The organism is Tellurirhabdus rosea (assembly GCF_026278345.1).
In the GTDB taxonomy this organism is placed as follows: domain Bacteria; phylum Bacteroidota; class Bacteroidia; order Cytophagales; family Spirosomataceae; genus Tellurirhabdus; species Tellurirhabdus rosea.
Map to the genome: position 1 here is coordinate 1,647,060 of NZ_CP111085.1, position 25,110 is coordinate 1,672,169.

The 25,110-nt window shown below is 59.1% G+C and carries 15 protein-coding genes; 5 read left to right on the forward strand and 10 right to left on the reverse strand.

The window, feature by feature from the left end; all coding sequences use genetic code 11:
* Window positions 1-104: 104 nt before the first annotated feature.
* Together ORG26_RS06905 and ORG26_RS06910 are read left to right on the forward strand one after the other, a co-directional pair.
* Entirely contained in the window at window positions 105-3,293 is a 3,189-nt protein-coding gene (locus ORG26_RS06905; protein ID WP_266367921.1) for a SusC/RagA family TonB-linked outer membrane protein, read from the forward strand.
* 20 nt (window positions 3,294-3,313) lie between these two features.
* Window positions 3,314-5,089: a RagB/SusD family nutrient uptake outer membrane protein gene (locus ORG26_RS06910; protein ID WP_266367922.1), complete on the forward strand. Its 1,776-nt coding sequence runs from the start codon at window positions 3,314-3,316 to the stop codon at window positions 5,087-5,089.
* Window positions 5,090-5,229: 140 nt separating this feature from the next.
* Here ORG26_RS06910 and ORG26_RS06915 read toward each other — a convergent pair whose 3' ends face one another.
* From ORG26_RS06915 to ORG26_RS06925, 3 genes are all read right to left on the reverse strand, one after another.
* Window positions 5,230-7,182: a heparinase II/III domain-containing protein gene (locus ORG26_RS06915; protein ID WP_266367923.1), complete on the reverse strand. Its 1,953-nt coding sequence runs from the start codon at window positions 7,180-7,182 to the stop codon at window positions 5,230-5,232.
* A 38-nt stretch (window positions 7,183-7,220) separates the two neighbouring features.
* Window positions 7,221-8,417: an alginate lyase family protein gene (locus tag ORG26_RS06920; protein WP_266367925.1), complete on the reverse strand. Its 1,197-nt coding sequence runs from the start codon at window positions 8,415-8,417 to the stop codon at window positions 7,221-7,223.
* 73 nt (window positions 8,418-8,490) lie between these two features.
* Window positions 8,491-12,213, reverse strand: coding sequence for a PAS domain S-box protein (locus tag ORG26_RS06925; RefSeq protein WP_266367927.1), 3,723 nt, complete (start codon window positions 12,211-12,213; stop codon window positions 8,491-8,493).
* 308 nt (window positions 12,214-12,521) lie between these two features.
* On the opposite strand from ORG26_RS06925, the gene ORG26_RS06930 reads away from it, so the two are divergent.
* From ORG26_RS06930 to ORG26_RS06940, 3 genes are read left to right on the forward strand one after another with little or no spacing between them, the layout of a single operon-like run.
* Entirely contained in the window at window positions 12,522-12,851 is a 330-nt protein-coding gene (locus ORG26_RS06930; RefSeq protein WP_266367929.1) for a PKD domain-containing protein, read from the forward strand.
* A 6-nt stretch (window positions 12,852-12,857) separates the two neighbouring features.
* Window positions 12,858-13,685 (forward strand): hypothetical protein, encoded by an 828-nt coding sequence (locus ORG26_RS06935; RefSeq protein WP_266367931.1) that lies wholly within the window; start codon window positions 12,858-12,860, stop codon window positions 13,683-13,685.
* A gap of 12 nt (window positions 13,686-13,697) precedes the next feature.
* Complete coding sequence (locus tag ORG26_RS06940; RefSeq protein WP_266367932.1) at window positions 13,698-14,435, forward strand: hypothetical protein; 738 nt, start codon at window positions 13,698-13,700, stop codon at window positions 14,433-14,435.
* A gap of 85 nt (window positions 14,436-14,520) precedes the next feature.
* Here ORG26_RS06940 and ORG26_RS06945 read toward each other — a convergent pair whose 3' ends face one another.
* The 7 genes from ORG26_RS06945 to ORG26_RS06975 form a co-directional block, all read right to left on the reverse strand.
* Complete coding sequence (locus ORG26_RS06945; protein WP_266367934.1) at window positions 14,521-15,960, reverse strand: WG repeat-containing protein; 1,440 nt, start codon at window positions 15,958-15,960, stop codon at window positions 14,521-14,523.
* A 10-nt stretch (window positions 15,961-15,970) separates the two neighbouring features.
* The gene (locus tag ORG26_RS06950) at window positions 15,971-16,543 is read right to left on the reverse strand and encodes a retropepsin-like aspartic protease family protein (protein WP_266367936.1); all 573 of its coding nucleotides are present in this window, start codon (window positions 16,541-16,543) and stop codon (window positions 15,971-15,973) included.
* 118 nt (window positions 16,544-16,661) lie between these two features.
* On the reverse strand, window positions 16,662-17,285 hold the full coding sequence (locus ORG26_RS06955; protein ID WP_266367938.1) for a hypothetical protein: 624 nt from the start codon (window positions 17,283-17,285) through the stop codon (window positions 16,662-16,664).
* Window positions 17,282-18,751 (reverse strand): hypothetical protein, encoded by a 1,470-nt coding sequence (locus ORG26_RS06960; protein ID WP_266367940.1) that lies wholly within the window; start codon window positions 18,749-18,751, stop codon window positions 17,282-17,284. Before ORG26_RS06960 ends, ORG26_RS06955 begins: the two co-directional genes overlap by 4 nt.
* 6 nt (window positions 18,752-18,757) lie before the next feature.
* A complete protein-coding gene (locus ORG26_RS06965) occupies window positions 18,758-20,059 on the reverse strand; it encodes a hypothetical protein (protein WP_266367942.1) in 1,302 nt (433 codons plus the stop codon).
* A gap of 1 nt (window position 20,060) precedes the next feature.
* Window positions 20,061-23,501 carry a cell division protein FtsA gene (locus tag ORG26_RS06970; RefSeq protein WP_266367944.1) on the reverse strand — a complete coding sequence of 1,147 codons (3,441 nt, stop codon included), beginning with the start codon at window positions 23,499-23,501 and terminating at the stop codon, window positions 20,061-20,063.
* 3 nt (window positions 23,502-23,504) lie between these two features.
* Window positions 23,505-24,992 carry a hypothetical protein gene (locus ORG26_RS06975; RefSeq protein WP_266367946.1) on the reverse strand — a complete coding sequence of 496 codons (1,488 nt, stop codon included), beginning with the start codon at window positions 24,990-24,992 and terminating at the stop codon, window positions 23,505-23,507.
* Window positions 24,993-25,110: the final 118 nt, after the last annotated feature.

Sequence of the window (25,110 nt, forward strand, 5' to 3'; positions counted from 1 at the left end):
CGCCTTGTGCGACTCCCAGGTCTATCCACCCCGGAAACAGGCAGGCAGAAGAAGCAAGGTGGCGATTCAGTGACCGATTCAGAATCAACTAAACCCAATTCTATATGCACAACCGTTTACAAACCCGATGGCTGGTTATGGGCAGGCTCATGCTGCTGAGCCTCGTCCTGCTGGTCTGCCAGGCGACTGTCGCTTACAGCCAGAGTGTTTCCGGCCGCATCACTGCCCAGGAGAACGGCGAGGGCCTGCCCGGAGTGAGTGTTGTTATCAAAGGCACCAATCAGGGAACCTCCACCGACAACAACGGACGCTACACGCTCCGGATTTCCAACGGCAACGCTACGCTGGTCATTAGTTTTATCGGCTACCTGAAACAGGAAATTCCCGTCAACGGGCGCTCGACGGTGGACATCCGGCTCGAACAGGACACCAAGGCGCTGCAGGAAGTGGTGGTAGTGGGTTACGGCACCCAGGAAAAGGTCAACCTGACAGGCGCGGTGGGCGTGGCCGACTCCAAACGCCTGCAATACCGCCCGATTGCCTCGGCGGGTGAAGGGCTTCAGGGCGTTATTCCGAACCTGAACGTCAACGTCCGGAACGGCGACCCGGCCTCCCCCATCCGGTTCAACATCCGGGGTTACGAATCCATCAACGGCGGTTCGCCCCTGGTGCTGGTGGACGGCGTGCCGATGGACCTCAACCGCATCAACCCCAACGACATCGAAAGCGTCAGCGTGCTGAAAGACGCCTCGGCCGCCGCCGTCTACGGAGCCCGGGCGGCCTTCGGGGTGGTGCTCGTAACGACCAAAAGCGGCAAAAGCGGCAAGATCAACGTGACCGTCAACAGCCAGTTTTCGCTCGCCAAGCCTATTTTCAACATGGACGTGGTCACCGACCCGTATGAATTCGTCACGGCCCGGAACGCCGCCAACATGCGGACCAGCGGCATCCCGTCCTACGACGCCGACATGGTGGCCGGGACCAAGGCGTTCTCCGAAAATCCGGCAACGGCCCCGCAATGGAAGGTGGTCAACGGCGTGCTGCGCTATTACGGCTATAACGATTACCAGAACCAGATTATGACCGACTACGCCCCGACCAGCCAGCACGACGTGTCGGTTTCGGGCGGTTCCGAAAAGTCCCGGTACCTGGTTTCGCTGGGGTATTTCACCAAAGACGGCTATCTGCGCTACAACAACGAGAAGTTCAAGCGGTACAACGCGCTGATGAAGGCTGATTTCAAGGTCAACGACGCGCTGAGTCTGGATACGAAAGTGATTTTCAACTCGCAGAACAGCGACAAGCCGCACTTCTACAACTGGGACGTGAACATCAACTCGCTGGCGCGGGTGAACCCCATTCAGCTCATTCAGTTTCCGGACCTGGAGTATTATGTGACGCCCGGCGACCGGGAGAAATACGCGCCCTACATCGGCAAGTACTTCGGCGGCACCAACTTCTTCCCCTACCTGCTCGACGGCGGCCGGACGACCTTTACCGAAAACGACCTCTGGCTCACCCAGGGCGTGACGCTGACGCCGCTGAAGGGTCTCAAAATCCGCTCGGATTTCTCCTACAACATCTTCAACCGGATGTATCAGGATGTGCAGAGCAAGATCGACATCGTCTCCGAAAACCTGCTTTCGCCCAACATGATCAGCAACGGCTTCAGCGGCGACGACTGGATTCGGAACGAGAACAACTACAACCAGTACTACGTCTTCAACGCCTACGCCGAGTACGCCGTCCCGAAACTGGGCAACCACAACCTGACGGCCATGATCGGCTTCAACCAGGAACGGGGCCTCAACAATTACGTCGGGGCGCAGGCCCGGTCGCTCATCACGCCGCAGGTGATCGACGTCAACGCCACCACCGGCGTGCAGCAGACCTTCGGCAGCAAGTCGCACGTGGCGCTGCGGGGCGCTTTTTACCGCCTGAACTACAATTACAACGAAAAGTACCTGCTGGAGCTGAACGGCCGCTACGACGGCACCTCGCGCTTCCCCGCCGAAAGCCGGTTCGGCTTTTTCCCGTCCTTCTCGGCGGGCTGGCGGATCAGCAACGAGAAGTTCATGGCCGGAACGGGCCGCTGGCTGGATAATCTCAAACTGCGGGCCTCGTACGGAACGCTCGGCAACCAGCTACTGGGCAACAACTTTTACCCGTACGTCGCCACGATGGGCATCGGGCAGTCGCCGTACATGTTCAGCAACGCGGCCATTCCGTTTGTGTCGCCCGCCGGTCTGGTCAGCCCCGGCCTGACCTGGGAAACGGTGATTTCGAAAAACATCGGGCTCGACTTCACGATGCTGCGCGGGCGACTCGATGCGTCGCTGGACGTTTTCACCCGCGACACCAAGGACATGCTGATGGACGTGTCGTATCCGGCCATTCTGGGCACCGCCGCTCCCAAGGAAAACGCCGCCGACCTCCGCACAAAAGGCTGGGAACTGTCGCTCACCTGGCGGGATAAGATCGGCAGCGATTGGAGCTACGACGCCAACCTCGCCCTGTCGGACTGGCAATCGACCATCACCAAGTTCAACAACCCGACGGGGGCTTTGCCCAATGGGAGCAATATTTATTACGTAGGGCAGAAAATTGGCGAAATCTGGGGCTTCGAAACCGCGGGCATCTTCCAGACTCCCGATGAAGTTGCCGCCGCTCCGAAGCAGACCAACATCGGCGCCAACTGGCGGCCCGGCGACATTCGCTATGCGGATCTGAACGGGGATGGCTCCATCAGCTTCGGCAAGAATACGCTGGCCGACCCCGGCGACCGGAAAGTGATCGGCAACACCACGCCGCGGCTTTCGTTCGGCATCAATACGGGCATCAGCTACAAAAACTTCCGGCTGACGGCCTTCTTCCAGGGCATCTGGCGGCGCGACCACTGGCCGACCTCCGACAACTGGACCTGGTTCTTCCCCTTCAACGCCGGGCATGTGGAGCGGTATTACATCACCGATACCTGGACCGAGACCAACCGGGATGCATATTTCCCCGCCGCCCACATCTCGACCAACGACAAGAAGAACGTGCAGGTGCAGTCGCGCTATCTGCAGAATTCGGGCTACATCCGGGCCAAGAACATCACGTTCAGCTACGAACTGCCCTCGAACCTGATGCAGAAAGTGGGCGTGGGCCGGGCGCAGGTGTACGTGACGGGCATGAACCTGTGGGAATTCTCGCGCATCCGCAAGCCGCTCGACCCCGAAAGCATCCAGTCGGCGGCCATCGAATATCCCATGCAGCGCATCATGACGCTGGGTGCCAACCTGTCCTTTTAATTCCCTAACCGACTTTCTTTATGAAAAAACATACGTTCACCTTCGGTCTGGTATTCACGACGGCCCTGCTGTTCAGCAGCTGCAATGACGAATTCCTCGAACGCTACCCGCTCGACCGCGTCACCAACCAGACCTTCTGGAGCTCGGAAAACGACCTCCGGGTGTACAACAACGGCCTCTACGACCTCGCCCGCAACGACGACAACGTGCCCATTCTGCACGGCCACTACAACGGCTTTGAAAGCCACTGGGGCAGCGTCTGGTTCCTCGACGAATTTGCCGACAACATGGCCCCGCGTCACCCGCGCCACAACTTTTTCCAGCAGATTCGCTCGGGCAAGCATACCGTCCCGACCGACCCGCAGCAGTTCGGCTATAAAGGCTGGAACTTTGTCCGGGCCTGCAACATCGGGCTGGCCAATTACGACAAGGCGAATGTGTCGCAGGCTATCAAAGACCGCTACATTGCCGAAGCCCGGCTGTTCCGCGGCTGGTTCTATGCCGATAAGGCTCAGAAATTCGGCGATGTGCCCTGGGTAGACAAGGAACTGAACGTAGACTCCCCCGAACTCAACGCCGCCCGCACACCCCGTGAAGAGGCGATGGAAAAAGTGCTGGAAGACCTCAATTTCGCCTCGACCAAACTGCCCGACAGCTGGGGCGACGGCAACGCGCCGGGTCGGCTTAACCGCTGGTGCGCCCTGCTGGTCAAGTCGCGCGTATGCCTCTTTGAAGGCACCTGGCGGAAGTACCACGGCGGTGCCAATCCCGAAAAATGGTTGCAGGAAGCCGCCGCCGCTTCCAAGGAGCTGATCGACAAGGGGCCTTACCGCCTGTATACCACGGGAAATCCGCAAAGTGATTACAACGCCTTTCACCGCGTGCTCAATCTGGCCGGAAATCCCGAGGTGATGTACTGGCGCCGCTACCAGCTGGGCGTGTTTACCAACCACGTGCAGTCGTACTTCGAGTATGCCGGCGGAGCGACCAAGAGCCTGGTGGAAGACTACCTGTGCACCGACGGGCTGCCCATCACGCTCTCGCCGCTGTACAAAGGGGATGCCACCATCGAGAATGTGTTCGAAAACCGCGACCCGCGCCTGCGCCAGACCGTTCTGCACCCCGACGACGCCAAGCGGTACAAGTACCATCTGGACGACGGCCGGACGTATCCCCGGATTCAGGGCATGGAAGGCGGCTACATCTCGACGACGGGCTACCACATTATCAAGCATTACAACGCGGATGACATGATCGGAAAAGCGTTCGATACGGGCGAGACCCCGGCCATCATCCTGCGTTTTGCCGAAGCTCTGCTCAATTACGCCGAAGCGCAGGCCGAACTGGGCAAAATCAGCCAGGCCGACCTCGACCTCACCATCAACCGCCTCCGCGACCGGGTGGGCATGCCGCATCTGAAGCTGGGGGCCGTCCCGGTAGACCCGCGTTATACCGCCGATGGGGTGTCGCCGCTCATCGCCGAAATCCGCCGGGAACGCCGCATTGAGCTGTTCATGGAAGGCTTCCGGTACGGCGACCTGCTGCGGTGGAAACAGGGCAAGAAGCTGACCATTCCGACGCTGGGCATCCGCTGGGACGCCGCCGCCATCGCCCGCTACCCGCGCGCCAATGTGCGTACCAGCGTGGACCCGGTCAGCGGACGGACCTACATTGACGTATATCAGGGCACCGACTGGGCCAATCCGGTCTTTGACGAAAGCAAACACTACCTCTGGCCCATTCCGCTGAACACGCTGGCCCAGAACCCGAAAATCAAGCAGAATCCGGGCTGGTAACCACGTAAAAAAGGGGGTTCACGCCGATTGACGCGGATTTTTGACGCGGATTTTCGCAGAATATAACCGGCGAAAATCTGCGCTTAAAATCCGCGCTAATCGGCGTGAACCCCTTTTACGTGCCCCCTCTTTTCCCGTGCTTATCGTCCAGCAATCACAAAACTGAACTTATCGGCAGGTTTCGGCTTCAGGGCCTGGAAGTTGATCCGGTAGATGGTATCGCCCCACTTGGCAATGATCCCTTTGTCCTCGGGGGCTTTCAGCGCCACTTTTTCCACGGTAGGCTGAAACTGCGCGGGGTTGTATTTCACTACAAAATCGCGGGCCGTCCCGCCTTTGGGCCCGTAGTGAATGACCACTTCCCCGGGCTTCGTCACTTCGGCGGGGTAGCAGGTCATCAGGTGCTGCGTCAGCGATCTGGCTTCCCGGAGCCGGACCACATCTTCAATCTGAACGTTTTTCCCGCGATTGAGCCGGATGATCCGCTGCCAGGCATCGACACCGGCCTCTTTGGGGTACGAAGGTGCAAAATCGACGTTGAACTGGGTGTAGGCGTCCGCCGCTTTGTAGGCGACCGAAGCCGCCTGAAATTCCCGGCCCGGCAGCTGCGTCTTTCCGTTGATGGTCGGCAGGTTGTGGTAGTCCGAACAGTTGTACCAGATGTCGTACCGCTGGCCGCTGAAGGTTTTGGCCGTATAGGTGCCCCGGCCCACGTCGATCAGCAGCGGCTGGCCGTCGTAGTAGACGACGTAGTTGCCAATGTCGTTGTGGTTATGGCTTTCGTCGTTGTGTCCGCCCTTGGCCGCTACGTAAAACCCGTTGGTGGTGCCTTCCTGGTCGCGGGCCACAAACACCTGTAAATCCGGCAGCCAGACGTTTTTCGGCAGCGGCAGACCCTGCGGCGCCTTCCGGAATTCGTCCTGCATGAACAGGGCGTAGAAGTTGCGGAAATAGTGGAACCGACCGATGGAACCGTCCTCCGGCTGGCGGTAATACGCCCCGAATTTCATCATGTCCGGATCGCCGATGGCCTTGCCGTAGCGGTAGATCATCGTGGCCGACATCACCGGCTGCGGGTCCGCATCGGCGAAGTTCAGGAAATAGCGGTCGCTGATCTGGGCGCGGTAGATGAAGCGGCCCATGTTTTTGATCTTTTCGTCGGCGTAAACGTAGGTAAAGGCATCGTTGCTGGCCGTATTGAGCAGGGCGATGTTGTCAAAAAGCGAGGCCGCGGCGGCTCCCCAATAGCTCGGCCCCTCGTCGCAGCCCCCGTCGGCCGGGTACGGATTGGTAAACTGGTCGAGCACCCACAGCACCTTGGCGACGCCTTCGGCCCGTTTGGTTTCGTTTTTTTCGAGCAGCAGCACGGCGTTGAGCCAGTTCGAGCAGATCCACGGGTTCCAGTTATTAGGTGCCCGTCCGGCGGCGTTGGCGACCATCCAGCCGTGCGGCTTCTCGGCCATCAGCGGCTCAAAAATCCGGTGACTGGTTTCGTGGTAAATGCGTTTGCGAATCTGGGGCGAAATGGCGTCCAGTTTATCGCCCAGAAAATAATCGACCCAGGCCAGGTACGTGGCCGTTTCGGCGGCAAACAGGTCAACGAAGGGCTTGGAGACGTCCATCAAACCGGAGATTTCCTTCGACCGCGGCAGGTGCGCCGGCACGCCCCAGAACGACTCTTCGCAGATGGACCACACGCCGTTGACGATGGCGTCCACGAACCGGCCTTTGTTTTCCGCAATTTCGGCCAGCAGTAAGGTTCCCAGCACCTCGCGCTTCCGGAAGCTGACGGTCTGGTATTCGTCGCGGTCGCCAGTCCGGACGATCAGCAGCGATTTGGTCGCCGGGATGTGGGGCCATTCGTAATTCAAATACGGCTCAGCCTTTTGGATGTAGGCTTTCATCATCGCCGGGTCGGCTCGGGCCCACCCGGCGCGGTCTTCGCGTTTCGGAAACGGCGTCCATTTCGCCTGCGGAATCAGGACGTTGCGGAGCTGCTCTCTGGTAAATTTCCCGCTAAGCAGATTAGGTTCTTCCGCCCGCGACGGCAGACTGAACAGCACCGCCAGCAGGACGGCAATCAGGGTTTTCATGGACAGGTTGGGTTTAGGTTCAGGAAAGGTTTCTTGGGTCAGAAGAGCGAATGCGTCAGGACAAAAAAGCTGTCTTCCGGCTCTTTGACCGGGGTTTCGTTCGGCTCCGCAAACCGGGCGGCGGCAACGACCCGGAGCGGCGCAAACTCCTCCGGGTGCAGGGCCTTGATCTGCTGGTGCGTCCACGGCTTTTTTCCTTCGGCAAACGGCAGCATCCATTCGTAGGCTTTCCGGATGCTTTTTCCGTCCGGGGTCTGGTAGGTCCACAGGTCTACCTTTACGTTCTCCGCCAATTGGGCCAGCCCGAAAAAGCCGGTCAAATTCATCAGCGAGTAATTCCAGGAAAGCGTCCGGGCCAGTTCGTGCGGCTGGCTGCCGTCCGGTTTGAGCTGGCTGGCGATGCGCTGCGTCGTTTTCTGCTCCAGAATCTGCCGGGCCAGCGCCTGATTGCCGGTATACAGCGCCAGGGCTACCGCTTGCAAATCGTAGTACGTGCCGTGGTTGTTGTGTTCGTCCTCTTCGTCGCGGCCGATGGGGCTGGTCTGCATCCAGTCCAGAAACTGCCGGGCCCAGTTCTGCATGCCCGCTTCGTCCCGGGTCGACCAGGCTCTGGAGCTTTTCAGAAGCTGCACCGCATCGGTCAGGGTTGCCAGCCCGCGGGTGTCGATGAGGCCGATGCCGCGGCCCTCCGTAATGCCCGGAATGGCCTGTCCGTATTTCAGGTGGGGATTCATCCGGGTGGCTTCATCGAGAAACCAGACGCGCAGCAGTTCCGCCGCCCGGCGGGCAAAGCGTTCTTCCTCCGTGAAGTAATAGCTGACGGTCAGCACCTGCACGTCCTGGACGAGTTTCTTGAAATTATCCGCATCCGGAATGGCCGAGCGTTCGGGGTTTACCTGCCCGTCTTTGCGGATGTAGGGCAGCCCGTCGGGTTTGGTGGGGTCCGGCCACCAGTACGGGCCCACGCTCATATAGTCGTGCTTGTCGCCGCTGGGCGGGTTCCGGGTCTTCTGCATGACCGAGTACGCCGGGTTGGACAGCGTCTTTTCGGCCGTTTTCAGCACCGCGTCCAGCGCCTTTCGCAGCCGGGTATCGCCTTTCTGAATCTTTTCTTTGTGCAAACGCAGCAACTCCCCGTTCAGCAGAAAGGTAGCCGGTTTCGCGGGTGGTCGGGCCGAAACCGGCGGGTGAAAGACGGCAAGCAGCACTAAAAGGCAACGGACAAAAAGCGTCATGGTCGGGATGGGGCAAAAGGGTGGCAACTGATACCTAAAGCAGATTTGCCGCCCTATCTCCCCAACGAAGCCGTTACGCCACTTCGCTCTGTCCTACCAGTCTTTCCAGCGTTTCTTTGTACGTAGCCCGGAACTCCAGATACGCCTTGTCCAGCCGCTTCAGGTCTTCGGCCAGCGTGGTGGTGTCGTTGGTTTTGAGCTTCCCTTCCGCCTGACGGGCGATGTCGGCCACCCGGGCGGCTCCGATGGTGCCGGCGCTGCCTTTGAGCGTGTGCAGGTGACTTTTGACGGTCGGAATGTCGCCGATGGCAAAGGCGTCGAGCGTGCCGTGGACGAGCGTGGTGGCTTCCTGCTCAAAATCCTCGAAAATCGACAGCACCAGGTCTTTCCCGCCCAGTTGCATCAGTTGCCCGATGATGTCGGCATCGATATGCGGCAGTTCGATTTCCTGCGCGTACTGCTGCTGGGCCGATTTACGCTGGGCCGCTTCGCGGAAAGCCTTCCCGGAGTCGATGATTTCCTTGACTTTGGCGATGAGGCTCTGCGCGCGGATGGGCTTGGCGATGTAATCGTCCAGGCCCTGGCTCAGGAAGCGGTCGCGGTCCTCGCGCATGGAGTAGGCCGTCATGGCGACGACCGGCGGCAGCAGCGTTCCGTGCTGTTCGCGCAGGTGGCGGGTCGTTTCCACCCCGTCCATGTCCGGCATCTGAATGTCCATGAAAATGGCGTCGTACATCAACTCGCCGCTGTTCACCCGGCTGGCCACCGCCGCCAGGGCTTCGGACCCGCTTGAGGCCGTCTCGACGATACAGCCCGCTTTGCGCAGGATTTCGCAGGCCACCTTGCGGTTCACGGCATTGTCGTCCACCAGCAGCGTCCGCGGCTGATAGTCCGTGAAGACGTTCTGCAGCGGCACGTCCGCCCCGTCGGATTTGGCCGACGACGGACTGATGGAAGTTTCCTTGACCTCAATCGTAAACCAGAACGTACTGCCTTTGCCCACTTCCGACTCCACGCCCACGGTTCCTTTCATCAGCGCCGCCAATTCCTTCGAGATGGCGAGGCCGAGGCCGGTTCCGCCGAACGACTTGCGCGAGGAGGTATCCACCTGACTGAACGAGTTGAAAAGAAGCCCGAGGTCGTCTTTGGCGATGCCGATGCCCGAATCCTGCACGTCAAACCGGATGCGGGCGATTTTGCCGCGCTTCTCCGCCAGACTGGCCCGCACCGTCACCCGGCCCCGTTCCGTAAACTTGATGGCATTCGACGTCAGGTTGGACAGCACCTGCAACAGCCGGGTCTGGTCAGCGATGATGAATTTGGGCAGGTCCGGGCCGAGTTCGTAGCTCAGCCGGTTGCCTTTGGTGCTGGCCTGCTGGCCGAAGAGCGCCACGAGTTTGTCCAGCACCTCCTGCAACGGTACGGGCGCTTCGTGGAGCTGCATTTTGCCCGCCTCGATTTTCGAGAGGTCGAGAATGTCGTTCAGGATGTTGAGCAGCGTTTCGGACGAGCGTTTGATGGTCTGCACATACTCTTTCTGCTCCTCGTTCAGCGGCGTATCGCTCAGCAGATCGATCATGCCGATCACGCCGTTCATCGGCGTCCGGATTTCGTGGCTCATGTTCGCCAGGAAGCGTTCCTTTACTTTCAGCGAGCGTTCGGCATCTTCTTTCGCCAGCATCAGTTCCTGGGCGTTGCGCTTCAGTTCGGTGATGTCGCGGGCGAGGGCGGCCACTTCGGTCACGCGACCGCCATGGTCTTCCAGCGTCAGCATGTTGAACATAAACTGCCGCTCGGTGCCATCCTTGCGCCGGATGGTCGCCTCGAAGTTCCGCAGGCTTTTGTGCCGGATTACGCGCAGCAGGGCCCGGCGCACGTCTTTCGGATCGACGTATTTGGTGATCGGCTGGCCCATCACTTCCTCGGGCCGGTAGCCGGTCCGTTTCAGCACCGATGGGCTGATCATGGTGATGCGGCCGTGGCGGTCTACCCGGCAGTAAATATCCTGGAGGTTGACAAAAATACCCCGGAATTTCTCTTCGCTGCCGCGCAGTTCCAGTTCGGTTTTTTTGCGGGTCGTAATGTCGCGGGCAATGCCGGAAACTTCTTCGATGATGCCGCCCGAAAGCAGAATCGGGTTGAGGTTCACTTCCAGCCAGACGTTGCCTTTGGGTGTTTCGAAATGAAGCTCGACGCTCTGCGGCAGTCCTTTGAACGCAAGCCGGTACCGTTCTTCGAGCAGCTTCCGGTTGTCCGCCCCGATGATCCGCCAGCCGAGCTTTTCGGTCGTTACGTTCAGTTGCGGCACTTCTCCGAGCTGGTTTTCGATCAGCCGGGCGTAGTTTCGGTTGAAGGACGTGAGCTGGTAGCTTTTGTTGACCGACCAGATCAGGTGCGAACTGCTGTCAAAAATGGCGTTCAGGCGGGCCGTCTGTTTGGCCAGAATCGCCTCGTCCTGCTTGCGGGCAATCGCCAGCGCGACCTGACCGGAGATGAATTCCAGCAGTTCGAGGTCGCGGGCGGAGTAGGCGTTCAGGTCGGCGTAGGATTTGACGCCGATAATGCCCGTAATGCGGTCGCCGATCCGGAGCGGGGCGCAGAGCATCACCCTGGGCACCTGCCCGTAGAGGTAGATGTTGTGCGATTCGGCCAGCCGCTGGATGTCCTGTTCGTAGAGAAAGAGCGGCTTGTTTTCCCGGATGGCGTATTCGGTGAGGCCGTTGCCCAGCCGCCGCTTCGTAAACCGCATATTTCCCTGAAAATATTCGTCGACGTAGTACGGGAAATACAGGTAGCTCTTGCTCTGGTCGTAAAGCGCGATGAAGAAGTTCTCGGCGTCGATGATGTTGCCGAGTTCTTCGTGGATTTTCTGATAAAGGTCGCCCAGGTCCCGTGTGTTCAGCGTCCAGTTGGCGATGCTGTAATAAAGCTTCTGCGCTTTTTCGGCCCGGATGCGGCTCGTGATGTTGTGCAGGATGCAGCGGAAGGCCGTGGGTTTGCCCTGGTCATAGCGGCAGTTGACCGAGCCCGATAGAAAGATCGTCTTGCCGTCTTTGCCCCGGAAAACGGTCTCGAAGTACGGCAGTTTTTCCCCGCCCTGAATCTGTTTCAGCCGCTGGAAAGTGCTTTCGGCATAGTCCGGGTGCAGAATGTCGCGCAGGGTCAGCGAGGCCACTTCTTCGGACCCGTAGCCCAGCACTTCGCGCCACGCCCGGTTGACGAACATGAACTTCCCGTCGAGGGTGATGACCTGAATCAGGTCGCTCGTGTTGTCGACCAGGTCCTGAAGCTGCGCGTTGGAATACGAAAGCGCCGAGGCCACCCGCTTTTTGTTCGTGACGTCCTCCCCGATGATGGTAAACGACGTGATGGCTCCCGCCACGTTGTTGATGATGAGCGAATTGAGCTGCACATTCCGCAGGGCGCTGCTTTTCGCCAAGAGGTTGATTTCCTTCTGTTCGAGCAGGCCGCCGCGTTCGGTCGCCTCGTCAAACTCCTGCCGGACCTGGGCCCGTTCGGTTTCGGGAATGAACCGTTCGAAGAAGTTCTGTCCGATAATATCCTCTTTGTCCCAGCCCGTAATGCGGAGCGTGTACTGGTTGGCAAACGTGACCGTTCCGTCGCGTTCGATGGTCAGCCCGATGAGATTCAGCTGGTCAACGGTCTTGCGAACGTCAAAAACGGCGACGTTCGGCGTCCGGGAGGGGTCGTCCAGCGCATTGAGGATATCCAGTTCTTTACTAAGTCGCCGAATTTCGGCCACTAGTTCATCTTTCGTTTTGGCTGACCAGCGCACGGGGATACACTTCTTAGGTTTTGTCGAAAATGTGAATTTACAGAAAACCGGGCGAAAATGATAACCGGCGACGGTATTTCACGGGGCAGGATTTCTCCAACTAAATCTGGCCGAAGTGACAACCGTAGGCCAGACGAGCTTCCTTAAAGTCGGGTAATCCGTATCGTTATGTCGTGCGGTGCCGTTTCAAATCCGCCAAAGTACGGATACTGGAGGCAACGCCGCTGGCCTGCCTCATGCTTTTACTCATCGGTCGGCTTAACCGGAATAATTTCGTTATTTTGGCCTATTCATCATCCACCGCAAGCATGATTCGATTTTTAGCTGTCCTGTTAATCTGCTTCTTCTGCGCCGCCTGCGAGCCGTTTATGCTCGAACGCCGGGAGTTTCCGGTCTGCGCCAAACCTTCGGCCGGCATCGGGTACTCGGCTTTTGGGCTTCAGGTCGAATTTTTTCTCGATAACCCGCAGGGCGACCTCGGCGTGGTGGGCTGGTCGATGGGCGACGGACGCAACCGCACCGGCACCCGCTTTACGTACATCTACGACCGCCCCGGCACCTACACGGTCACCATCCTCGCCCGCAACGCCTGCGACGACACCTTTACCGTTTCCCGCACCCTGACCGTACAGCCCTGACCCGCCATGAAGTCTTTTTCTCTGTCTTTGCTCCTGTTTTCCCTTTCGCTCTGGTGCTCCGCTCAGGTCAGAATCAGCAACGTGCGCGTGCAGGCTTCGGGCGAAACGAGCCTCGAAATTCTTTATGATGCCGCCGGTCTGGTAGCGGCGGATTCGGTCTGGTTTGAGGTGAAAAGCCGCACCGGACGTTCGCTGCAACCCGGCCGGGCGTTCATCACCGGGGATGTCGGCCTTGATGTCGCCGACGGCCCCAACCGCCGCATTCTCTGGAACGTGCTAGCGAACGGTTACGAGCTGGACGAAGAAATCCGGGTGACCGTGCTGGTCAATCTGGTGCGCCGCACCCGGGAGGAACCCGGCGAGAAGGTGGCCGCCACGCCTCCGCCCGCCGAACCGACCGCCCCCGCTTCGCCCCGCCTGCGCCGACCCGGCGGGCCGGGATACGCCCTGCTGTCGGCCATCGCGCCGGGCATCGGCAATATTTTTGTCCAGAACCCCAAACCCCGGGTGGGGCTGCGGCCGCTGGTTACCGTCGCCACTTACGGACTGGTCGCCTACGGACTGATTCAGCGTCGTCAGTCGCGGGATGAGTACGCTCTGTACAACGAGCAGAAAAACGCCGCTGCCGCCGAGTCGTTCTACACCCGCGCCAACAGCGCCCACCAGCGGTATTACGTCGCCACCCGGCTGGCCGCGGCGGTCTGGGCCACCGACGTCATCGCGACGGCTCTGCAGGGCATCCGCAACCAGCGGGCGCAGCGAAACCGCGAGGTTCGGCTCCGCCCCGGCGTTCAGGCGGGCCAGTGGACCGCCGTTGTTCAACTTACATTTTAACGGGTAGCAGGCATGATACAGAAACGATACGGCGTAAGCCTTCTTGCCGCCTGGCTGTTTGCCGGAACGGTCACGGCGCAGTCGTCGGGCGGAGTGGCGTCAGCCACGAGTTCGTGGGTCCGGGTGAGTCTGAAGAAGGAAGCGCCCAAAGCCGCTCCGGCCACTTCCCCGGCCACCAAATCCGGAATGCAGGTTTTCAGTGAACCGTTCAGCGACAACAAAAACGGCTGGCGGACGGTCGAAACCGCGGCCTACTCGCTGGAAATCGCGGGCAGCAGCTACCGCATGCGCCGCAAGACGGGCAGCCGGGAGCCGGCGCTGAGCTTTATTCCGCTGCCGCCGGAGATCAACCTGAACCAGGCCCGCCGGTTTGTTATTCAGATTGAACTGTACGGCGACGAAAAGGTGATTCCGGAGGGCGGGCTGCTGCTGGGCGTCCGGGACTCGGTGAATTACACGATGTTCAGCATCAACGCCAAACGGCAGGCGCTGGTGAAAGCCCTGGCCAATAACACGACCTTTGCCAGCTACATGCCGGGAACGCCGCTGGAGATGGGCGGATTTGTGCAGTCGGGACGGAATCTGCTGCGGGTCGAGAAGCTGGACCAGTCGCTGCGCTTTTTTATCAATGGGAAAGAAGTACCCGGCAGTCCGTATCCGTTCCGGCCCTTACCGGGTAATGGAATCGGCCTCACGGCGACCGGCAACTGGACGGTTTTCCGCAATCTGTTGGTGACGGCAACGCCGTGATGGAGTCGTTTGGAGGGCTGTGGGTGAATTGAATATTTACAACCTGTCCCGCGGTTGAAACCTGTCCCACGGTTAAAACCGTGGGCTAGTCTTCGATTCGTTCGCCGCTCGGGTCGATGTCGAATACGCTGCCGTTCAGCACGACCCGGGCGCGACCGTCTTTGAATACGGTGACGTCGTCGTACTTCGGTTTGATGAGCCACCGTTTTTCGTCGGGCATCCACAGGCCCCAGAGGCCGTCCTTGCGGGCGGGCTGTTCGCCGAAATCGCCGCTTCCTTCGACCAACTGGTCATAGTCGGGGCGCCGGGAAGACTCGGCCGCCGGTTCCGAACGGGCGGGTTCCTCGGCCTGCTTCCGGGGTTCCGTTGTCCGCCCGGTTTGCCGCGGCTCATCGGCCGCGCTCACCTCGGACCGGCTTTCATCCTGCCGCGCGGACGTTTCTTTCCGCTTCGAAGTCCGGGGTTTGCGCTCGCGGCTCTCCCGTTCTTCCGCTTCCTTTTCCGGGTCGTACTGGATGACCCAGACCGTCAGCGCCAGCATCAGCAGCGCCAGCACGACACCCCACAGACCGGCCCGGTCGAGCAGGCTGGGCTTGGCAACTTCCACCGTCACGACGCCCAGCGTATCGCCGTTCTGCCCCCTCAGGGTATACGTTGTGGTTTTGGCCGGCACCACCGTGCGGTTGCCTTCCGGCGGGAGGTTCTGCCCCACGCCGATCAGGGTGACGGACGCGGTATTGGCGGCTTTCCAGCGCAGGTTAACGGCTTCTCCGCGACGAATGTCGGCGGGCGAGGCTTCGAACAGGATCAGCTTGGGGCCTTCGGGCTGGGGCACGGGCGGTTTTTCTTCCCGTTCCCAGTAACTCAGGTGCCGCCAGTCGGTCGAAAGAAGCTTCTCTTTCAGCGTAGCTCCTTTCGGCGGCTTGACCGAGGCGTAAAAGTTTTCGGACAGATACGCCAGAATTTTCTTGGCCAGGGCCTGCTCGTCGTAGTCAATGGCTTTGAAAAGAAAACGCAGATTCTGGGCCGGGATGTGGCCGTCGTATTCGTCCAGAATCTCGTGAATTTTGCGGCGCACGGCTTCGTCAGACAGCAGGGGCCGGGTTTCGGCCGGCGGCGGGGCCGGTGTCTCGGCAACGGGCGCGGTTTCCGCGGGCGGCGGCACTGTCGGCGGGGCGGGGGGCGTGGCGGGCTTCAGATTCAGCACCACCGGCACCCAGCGGTTGCGCACAAAGTCCGGGGTGAGGTAAAGCCGGGCAGCATCGGCGGCCAGGATGTTCAGATCGTCGTGGGTAAGGCGGTTGGCGCGGCGTTCGCCCAGCGTTCGGATACGGGTCCGGAGGTCTTCCAGCAGGTCGCTGTTGTTGTCGAGCTGGACGCGCACTTTTTCCATCAGCCGCCGGACATCGTCGATATCCAGTCCCAACGGCTGCACCTTATCCAGAAAAACGCCTTCCAGCCCTTCGTATTCACCCCGCAATACAATTTCTTCCCGTATCAGGTTTTCGAGTTCCGCCAGTGTCATTCGTTCTTACTCATTCAAATATGACCACATTTCGCTGGTAGTCAATGGATACTCTCCCAAATTTTGCCAGTACCGACTGGCCGAGCAGCAGCGGGGCGCGGCTTCCGCTGACAATGCTCGCATCAACATTGCGGAGCGTCCGGTCGCCGATCTTGACCGTCCGGAGCCGGACGACCATGCCGGGCGAGATGTCGCCGTTGGCATCCTGAAAATCGACTTTCCCGACAAAATCGCTGTCGCTCAATGTTCCCTGTTTATACAAAAATTGCGCTTCTGTTTCAGAAATTGAAATCAGACTGGCGCCCGTGTCCAGAATAAAATCCATCCGGACGCCGTTGACCGTCGCCGGAATCTTGAAAACGCCCCGGTGTTTGATCATTTTGACCTCCGTAGGGCCGCTGCCGTCGTCGGTCAGCTCCGTTTCGTCCGTCTGGGGCTGCCGGTCCGGCTCCTGTGCGGGGGTCCGGACCGACTGGTCGTTGGTAGCCCGACGGCGCGGAGGCCGCTGGCCGCCCGACTTGGAGCAACCCGCGCAGTCGGTCAGGAAAAGCGTAATCAGCAACAGATATAACGTGGTACGCATGTGTCAGGCTGGTTGTTTCTCGCAGATAGCACAGATTTTAAAGCGCAGATTTTCGCTGATTAGATTTTTTCTGCGAAAATCTGCGCCAGCAATCCGCTAAAATCTGCGAGAAATAAATCTATTTAAATTCCCCGATTTTGGCCGTAATCTGAATGGTAAAGCGGCGGTTCCGGTCTTCGTCGGCCTCCCGCGATTTGCTGAAATAGCCGCTGCCGGCAATCAGCACTTCGCAGTTTTGAAACCGATTGAAATCCAATCCGTTCCGCTGCCAGAACTTGTGCAGGGCCAGCGCACGCTGATAACTCAGGTTGTAACCGATGTCGGGCGTGTATCGATAATTAAACGCATTCCGCTGCGTATTTCCTTCAATGACGATCAGATAATTGATATTTTTTTCTTCAACCAGCACCCGGATTTTGCGGTACAACTGCCGCCCGGCCTCCAGCAGTTGCTGTCGGACGGGCTCGGGCAGCAGGTCAATATCCGATTGATTGGACGGAAAGTTCACATCGGCGTTGAGTTTGAAGCGTTTATTCCCCTCGTCGTAGCTGTAATAGGTCGAATCCAGTTCCTGCAAGGCCCGTTCTATATCCCGAATCTGCTTGAATTTTTCGGCATCGACCCCGATGGTGCCCTGCATCACCACAACGGTCACGACGTACAGGACGAGCATGATAAAGAACAGGCTCGTCATCAGATCGGCGTAACTGGGCCAGAAAAAAGACGTTTCGCGGTTCTTCATGCCATACCGTTATCCGACCCAAGAAACCGCCGGAACCGCTGCCAGCCTGTCGCCCGCTGCAACTGCTCCAGCCGCCGCAGCGTCTGGTTGGAGGTCCGCATGCTTTCGCTCAGCTGGCCCACCGTCGCCAGCAGGTCGCGCTGCCACGCCTGGCCCTGTTCGTGCAGCCGGTGGACTTCCTGCTCCAGCGTTTCGAGGCGTTTCAGATGCCCGAGGGCCGACCGGTTTTCGTCGAACAGCCGGCTCATGGCATCTTCTTCTTTCAGTTTAATGTCGCGAACCGCCTGAATCCGTTCGAACATATGCGCCCGCAGGCCGTCGAGGGCCTCGTTGACGACGTTCTGCATGCGGTCGTTGGTGTTCAGAATCAACTGTCCGCGCTGTTCCAGCTGCTCGAAATGACTGCTCAGAAAGCGCTGAAGCTGCTGCGATTCAGTGAGAACCTGGGTAAGCCGGTCGCTCAGGCCCGCCACATCGCTGGTGCGCTCGACAAGTTGCCGGGCATTGTCGGTCAGCGCCGTCAGGTTATCCAGAAACAGGGCAAACCGCTCGAAGGCCGACAGGCTGCGCTGCATCTGCTCCATCGTGCTGAGGTTGAAGGTCGCAATGCGGTTCAGGTCCATTTTGTCGAGGGCTTCCAGCAGTTCGCGCTGGGCCAGCAGGGCGTCGTAATTCTTCGTGATGATGCCTTCCAGCCGGGTCGCCGTATCGCTGAACTGGTGGCCGAAGCGGTCGAGGCTCCGGTTCAGGTCGTAGATGCCCGAGTTGACGCTTTCGGTCAGGATGGGCAGTAGTTCGGTTTGCAGAAACGTGAAAAAATCGTGCGTAAGACTCTCGATCTCCACCTTCGCCCCCCGAAACCGCCAGGAGTTGATGACCGTAATGAGCAGTCCGATAAAGCTGGCCAGCATGGCCGCCCGGACGCCGCTGATGAGCGAGTTGACGCCTTCGAGGTTGCTCACGCCCCCGCCTTCCATAAACTGCTGGATGTTCAGCGACGGCATGTTGTAAAGACCAATGACCACGCCGAGCATCGTGCCAAGCAGGCCGAGATACAGCGGCACGGGCAGCATGAGCGTGACCTCATCCTCCAGCGCGTCAATGTTGCGCTGGGTGATGTCTTTCAGCAGGTTGAAATCCGCCACCGCCGCTTTGTTGCGCAGCAGGTACGTATTGATGGCCGTCCGGATTTTGGTCATCGTCTCCGAATCGTCGGCGGTCTGCCGCAGGATGGTCAGTTCGGTGGTATTGACTTCGTACTCCGTAGCGTACTGTTCCGGGCGGGCCAGCAGCTGCCGGGCGTCCACCTCCTGCAAAACCGGATTGGGCACCCGCACCTTTATAATCTTAAACACCTTCGCCTCCGGAATGCTGTCCTGATACCGGCTGATGGCCCCCCAGGTTTTCACCCAAACGGCAATCTGGAGGCCAATAACGACCAGGACAACGATTAATTCGATTCCCATGATGTATTATTCAAAGCGGATCACCGCCTTCGTCTGTACCCGCCAGTTCCCGGCCTCCTTCACGGCACTGCCGTCCGTCCGGGTGACAATGCGGGTGTGGGCGTCTTCAGCGTAATTATTTTCACTGTCGCAGGCGGGGTCGATGAAGTACGTCCGGTAAGTCAGGAAGCGTTTCATCCGGCCCGGTTCCGGCTCAAAGCGGAAAGCGGCCTGCTCGGGGCGCTGCGGGTGGATAATCAGTTTGTAGGCACTGTCGGGCGTGGGCACAGCCGAGCGCTGGGCGTCGTCGAACAACCCCTGCTCGTTCGGGGCGGGGTAATAAAAAACCTCCATTTTGAGCGGTTCAGTCACCGGCACCGGAGCCGCGGCGACCGGAGCCGTATCCATCGTGGCGGCTTCAACCGCCACCGGAGCCGCCACCGCGACCGGTCCTTTCAACTGCCGGATCGCACCCAGCGGGTCGGTCACGCTGCCGACTTCCTCCCGGATCTTGTTCAGCAAATCCAGTTGGTTCTGCACGTTTTTAGGCAGAATGATAACTTCGTTGGTCGGCGTGTTGGTGGGTTTGGTTACGGGAGTCGGCTTTTCGGCCCGGCGTTTCAGGTTTTCCATTTCCTGCTGCATGGCAAAAACCGTTTCCTTCGCCCGGCGACTGACCATCAGAAAAACGGCGGCCCCGCCGAGCAGCAGCCCGCCGAGCGTTCCGGCAATAAACAGCCACATAGGCACTTGTTTTGGGGTTTCGGTGGATTGAACTGGGGTTCCGGTGTCGGCGGCGGTAACGTTGTCAGTCGAATCGGAAAGGGTATCTTCCGGTTCGACTGACGGACTTTCGGCGGCGGGTGTCGGCATGCTTCCTCCCGTCACCTGCTGAAAAACCGTCGTGGCAATCGCTATTTGATCGTCCTCACCCAGCGCCCTTTTGTAAATCAGTTCTTTTTTATAACGTCCGTAAAAATCGCTCAGGGATTTTCTCAATTGTGCCGGAAGGGCGGTTCCCGTAGCTCCCGTAAAAGTAGCATTCTGCCTCAGTTGGTCGAAAAACGTCAGTTTGTCTGCCACCCGGTCCCAGCCTCCAATGCGCCGAATGAGGGCACCCGGTTCGCAGCCGGAACCGCAGGTTTTTAGCTCCTGCCGAATCTGTTCGGCCTTCTCGCCGTCGCCTTGTTGTCCTTTTATTCCGGCAAACACCGCCTTGGCCACTTCTTTCTTCAGACTATCGACGGCGGGCAGGTTGTCCTGCCCGAAGACCGTCGGACTGAGGAGAACGGCCAGCAGCAGGGCCGCCCATCGTTTCGGTGAGTTCATATCAGTTAACCGGTCCAGTTTGGGTATGAATCGCGTAAGCCAGTTTGTTGATGCCCCCGATGAGCGGGTAGAAAAAGAGCGTTTCTTCCAGGTCGCGGTCCAGCGACGTAGCCTCGGCCAGCTTGCGCTGTACGCCGTTCATCAGGAAGGTATCCAGATGGGTATACAGTTCCTTTTTGGCGATCCGCAGGGATTCGGGCGAGATGTTCAGGTAATCTTCGAAGCCGAAATCCCGGTCGAGAGCGAAGAAGAAATCAATGAAGCCTTCGGCTTCCTTCAGAACGCTCTGCGTCACCTCCGGCCGGTTCAGGTCTTCGTACCGCAGCCTTTCGGGACTTCCGGCGGGCAACCCGGCATAGACGTAACTGATTTCCTGCGCGCTGACCGGATCGGTGGACGCCCGCATCATCAGGGCACCTTTGCAGGTCACTTCCTTCGGCCGGTTCTTGTCCGTGTACAGCGTCAGGCCGCTCCGGTCGAACGGCTGCTCGTAGACTTTCTCGAAAATTTTCTGCGAAAACTTCTGCAAAATCCCGCTGTCGGCGCTGATGATGCTGAGCAGTTTGGAACCCGTTCCGCTGAAAGTCAGCGCGCCCGGCAGGGCCAGCCCCTTGTGGTTCATCAGTTTGGCGATGTGGTACAGCAGCGCCGTGTAGAAAAGCAGCGGCACCACTTTCAGGTGATCGTCGGCCGACAGCATCTGGTTGAACGACAGCAGGCTCTTGTCCTTCACCTCGTCGCTGCGCTCCATCGAAAACCAGAACGTGACGATTTCCTCCGAGCGGTTGTTGCGCAGAATCCGGTCGTTGTTCTCCTTCAGCTTGGGTGTCCGGTTCAGCAGATTCTGAATTTTACCTTTATACCGCTGCACAAACCCGTTGTTCTCGGCCGCCCCAAAATCGCTGAAAGCGTCGCCGTAAACGGCATTTCCGGCAAACCGGAACGAAGTCAGCAGAATCGGATGGTCGCGTTCGTAGATCACCACGTCGGACGTTCCGCCGCCAATGTCGATGTTCACCACCGGGCGGGCTGCCGAACTGAGCAGCGGGTTAGTCTGCCGGTAGAAGTAGAACGGGGCAATCGACTCCGAAACGGGCTGCGGCGCACCTTCGTGGGCGCTGATGTGGGCGTGGTACAACTCCCGCCAGATCTGCTGGAACTGGGCGATGCGGCCCGGCGTCATGCTGGCCGGATAGAACCAGTACACCGTCGTCTGGCTCAGGTCGCCGCCTTCCGACAGGACTTTGTTTTTGATCAGCAGCATCAGTTCTTCCAGAAACGCCCGGACGCGCCGGCTCGTCTGCTGGTTGTCGCGCGCCCATTTCAGATTCGGCGTCACCTCGTTCGGGCCCGCGGGCTGGCGTTCGATGTAGAACGGAATGTTCAGGTCGGCCAGCGTGTAGGTCGTCTGGTTGAAATCCAGCCCCTTCGACTCGGCGATGGCCGTTCGCGTCGGGAACGAATCCGGCGCACCGGGACCGATGACGTTCGGGACAAATTCCAGATCGTAGAGGATGAAGAGGTCGGCCAGACTGGCGTTGTAGTAGTCCGGATGGACCAGCGTCCCGACCTGCTTCAGGTTTTCGGGCATGTCGAACGGACGCGGGCTCTGGTTATCGACGCTGTACTCGATATGGGTGTTGGTCGTCCCGAAATCGACCGCAAAGGCAAACCGCTTGCCGCCGCCTTCGTATTTCGTCCAGCGGGGAATGAGCAGCCCGGTCATGTCGTGGCCCTCCACCCGGATGCTGGTCCGGGCGTAATCGAACTCATGCCGCAGCACATAGTAGTCGCTCGACGCATCCGGGTTGTTGAGGCGCGAGGTCCGGGTTCGCCGAGGCTCTGCCGCGACGGGTTTGTTGTCCCGGTCTTCGTAGAATTCCAGCGTATACTGGTTCCGCTTCTGATAGCCGGATTCGATCAGCTGAATGCGGTAATCCGGGCGCAGCGTCACCCGCCCCGAGCGGATAAACGGATAGATATTGACCGTAAACGAATCTTCCACAATCACCCCGTCGTTGCGCTGCAAATCGGGAATGGGAATCGAATTGGGATTGATCGGCTGATTGTAAATCCGCTCGAACGTCACAAACTGACTGCCCGGCTGCCCCGGCGCCATGACCGGAATGTCGAGCGTTACCTTAATGCCCGACGCCAGCGGCTCCATCCGCAGACGGACCCGTTCTTCGAGCAGGTCCTGCACGTCGAAGAAGTCGAAAAAGTCCTTTTTGAGCGGCAGCAGATAGCCTTTCTCGATGGCCGGCGCGTTCAGATTCCCGTCGAAAAAGCGTTCCCGGTTGATGGGGTAGCGCAGGCGAATCAGGTACGGCTCCAGAAAATCGCTGACCGTCAGCCACGGGTACAGGTCCGGCTGGCCGGGCAGCGGCCGCTGGTTGTCGCGCCAGCTTTCGTTGACGGCAAAGGGCACGGGCGTTTTGGGGTCCCAGCGGGCCTGCGGCACGTAGGTGAACGGCCGGTAAAAGTTGTTTTGCAGCACCATCGGCCGCCGCTGGTTGGGATACAACTGGGCGTATTTGTCGGACTTGATAATAAAGTCGCTGACCTGCTCAATGGCGCCTGTATTGGCCTTTTTCTTAGCGAGCGGAAAGCCCAGCACTTCGATGACGTCGCTGGCCTGTCCGGTCGTCAGTTCCTCAAAATCGGCGTACAGCGTATCGGCCGAGAGCAGGCTCTGCCCGTTCGGCATTTCAATATGCTGGTAAAACAGGTCGGAGCGGCTCTGGCGGAGCAGGTCGCGGCTGCGGGTCAGGTACTGGTCGAGTTCCGGGAAGTTGCGGCGGAAGCCCGGATTCGCCACCTGGAGCGTGTACCAGAACTTCTGATACTCGATGTCCCGTTCGTGCAGCGGCCAGGGCTGCACGTCGAACAGCTTGTGGTTGCCGAACCGAACGTCTACCCAGCTCAGGTCGTTGCCGGAACTGAAAAACAGCGTTTTGGGCGACGTCCCGCCGATAATTTTTCCGCGGTAGCTCAGCATGAACAGCCGCTGGATTTTGTCGAAATTAAAGCTCTCCCGGTCCTGGTCCAGAAACAGTCGCAGCGCCTCGCCCAGCCGCTTATGACCCTGATTCGGTGAGTTAAGCAGTTGCCCGAGGTGGTAATTGGCGTCCCAGGCCGTGATGGTGATAAATTTTTTGAGCGTGTCGAAGTTGAAAAACAGCTCGCCCACGTCGAAGGCGTCCGAGACCAGCCGCCGGTCGTTGACCGTCCCGAGCAGGTCGGCCCGTTTGGCCAGGTTCAGGAAGGCCGACCGCACCAGGTCCATGCGCGCGAACGGGCTGGGAATGGAAGTCGGCTGTTTTTCGGTCTGTCCGCCCTGCGGGTCGCGGAGGGCGTCGATCTGGTCGCTGCCATACGGGCGGGTGACGGACCAGTGCAGGATTCCCTGCGTCAGGTTATGAAGGCTAAGCGTCGTTGGCATGGGTTAGTAATCCGTTACTTTGGTTATTTTTTCACGGATGAAGCGTTCGGTTCCTTCCGAAAACAGGTGAATGAATTTGTCGGGTTCGCTGGGGTAGGCTTTTCCTTCGGCGGTAGCGTTCAGGGTCCGGTCGAAATCGTTGACGATGTCGAGGTCCACGGCCACTTCCTTACCCCAGAGGTTTCGTTTGGTCGGCTCAAAGCCCCGGACGGTCTGCCCGAGGTTGCCCGAATCCAGCAGGAACGGGCTGAAGCCGCGCCGATTGGTTTCCATTTCTGCCAGCCACTGCCGGAAGCCTCCATCAAATTTCCGGACGCTGTTCATAAACGCCGAATTCATGAACTGGCTCGAAATAGGCGGATTGGACTTGGCCCAGACCGTGTTGCCGGCGGCCTGATTCAGCCGGCTTTTCAGATATGTGCTGAAAAAAGCAAACTTGGACAGCGGCAGACTCACCTGACGGCGGGTGTCTTTCGCTAAATGGTCGAGCTGCAGGCTGGTGCCGTCGCCTTCGAGTCCGAATTCCTTACTGACGGGGTTATCCGGCCGGCCGTTGGTGGTGGTCAGGTCGTAGTCCGGCGTATTCATGAAATCCACGATGGCCAGGGCCGAAACCAGCTCGACAAAGTGGGCGTCGTTGCGCTGTCCGCCGTTGCCGGGGTCGTAGTTGTAGGCTTTGGTCACGTCGTCGCCGACATAATACAGGGCATTGACCGAGTGGTTCACGTTCCGGGCGTAATAATACAACGCCGCCTTGGTTTTGGCGATGAAGGAAGCCGGGTCGATGAGCCGGTTTTCGTCGTTGTTCAGGCTGAAATACGGCATTACCGAAACGGCCCCGATGCGGGCATCACGCAGATAAGCCGGGTTCGGAATGTTGCTGGCCTGCGCGCCGCGGATGTTTTTGAGCAGAATCGGAAAGCCCGCCGCGCCGGTCCCGCCGAAGATCGAACTGATGATGAAAATCCGGTCATCGGCCGCAAAATTGGTCGCAAACGCCCCAAACACATCCGAGTTTTTGAACTGGTTGAGCACCGTGCTGCCGATGTTCGGGTTGCCGACAAAGCCGATGTCCATCTTCGTCCCGAGGTTTTCCTCCGAAAACAGCAGGCTCGCCAGCGCCTTGTTGGCCGGGTCCAGTCCGCCGTAGTCGATGTATTCCTCGAAGGTGCTCTGCTGCACGCCCTGCAGGTCGAAGACGTAGGTATCGGCAATGGTCGCGTCGGCCCCGATGGAGCGGTTCAGCGTTTTGATCTCCGTCCCAAAAAAGCCTTCTGCCGGTTTGTTTTTGAGCGTATTACGGATGTTGCCGTATTCGCGCAGCAGTTCTTTGGTCCGCAGCAAATCCTCGTTCTGGGCGTGCGGGTCGAGGATGATGGGAATCACCTCGCTCGTATTTTCCATTTTAACGCCCGAAGCCAGCAGCATCGTCAGGGCTTTGAGCACCCGGGAGCCGGTCCCTCCGATGGCAAAGACAAATAGTTTTGGCATATCTGTACCCACGGGCGTCAGCCCGTGGAAAGTTGGTGTTTCAGGATGGAAAAATCAGGCTTATAGTTTAGAGTTGACAAGTAAACGTCTGACTATCAACCATAAACTCTAAACCATA

Bases quoted from the DNA above. Each gene is read 5' to 3' on its own strand.
- ORG26_RS06905 (WP_266367921.1), top strand. From the start codon at position 105: ATGCACAACCGTTTACAAACCCGATGGCTGGTTATGGGCAGGCTCATG.
- ORG26_RS06910 (WP_266367922.1), top strand. From the start codon at position 3,314: ATGAAAAAACATACGTTCACCTTCGGTCTGGTATTCACGACGGCCCTG.
- ORG26_RS06915 (WP_266367923.1), bottom strand. From the start codon at position 7,182: ATGAAAACCCTGATTGCCGTCCTGCTGGCGGTGCTGTTCAGTCTGCCG.
- ORG26_RS06920 (WP_266367925.1), bottom strand. From the start codon at position 8,417: ATGACGCTTTTTGTCCGTTGCCTTTTAGTGCTGCTTGCCGTCTTTCAC.
- ORG26_RS06930 (WP_266367929.1), top strand. From the start codon at position 12,522: ATGATTCGATTTTTAGCTGTCCTGTTAATCTGCTTCTTCTGCGCCGCC.
- ORG26_RS06935 (WP_266367931.1), top strand. From the start codon at position 12,858: ATGAAGTCTTTTTCTCTGTCTTTGCTCCTGTTTTCCCTTTCGCTCTGG.
- ORG26_RS06940 (WP_266367932.1), top strand. From the start codon at position 13,698: ATGATACAGAAACGATACGGCGTAAGCCTTCTTGCCGCCTGGCTGTTT.
- ORG26_RS06945 (WP_266367934.1), bottom strand. From the start codon at position 15,960: ATGACACTGGCGGAACTCGAAAACCTGATACGGGAAGAAATTGTATTG.
- ORG26_RS06950 (WP_266367936.1), bottom strand. From the start codon at position 16,543: ATGCGTACCACGTTATATCTGTTGCTGATTACGCTTTTCCTGACCGAC.
- ORG26_RS06955 (WP_266367938.1), bottom strand. From the start codon at position 17,285: ATGAAGAACCGCGAAACGTCTTTTTTCTGGCCCAGTTACGCCGATCTG.
- ORG26_RS06960 (WP_266367940.1), bottom strand. From the start codon at position 18,751: ATGGGAATCGAATTAATCGTTGTCCTGGTCGTTATTGGCCTCCAGATT.
- ORG26_RS06965 (WP_266367942.1), bottom strand. From the start codon at position 20,059: ATGAACTCACCGAAACGATGGGCGGCCCTGCTGCTGGCCGTTCTCCTC.
- ORG26_RS06970 (WP_266367944.1), bottom strand. From the start codon at position 23,501: ATGCCAACGACGCTTAGCCTTCATAACCTGACGCAGGGAATCCTGCAC.
- ORG26_RS06975 (WP_266367946.1), bottom strand. From the start codon at position 24,992: ATGCCAAAACTATTTGTCTTTGCCATCGGAGGGACCGGCTCCCGGGTG.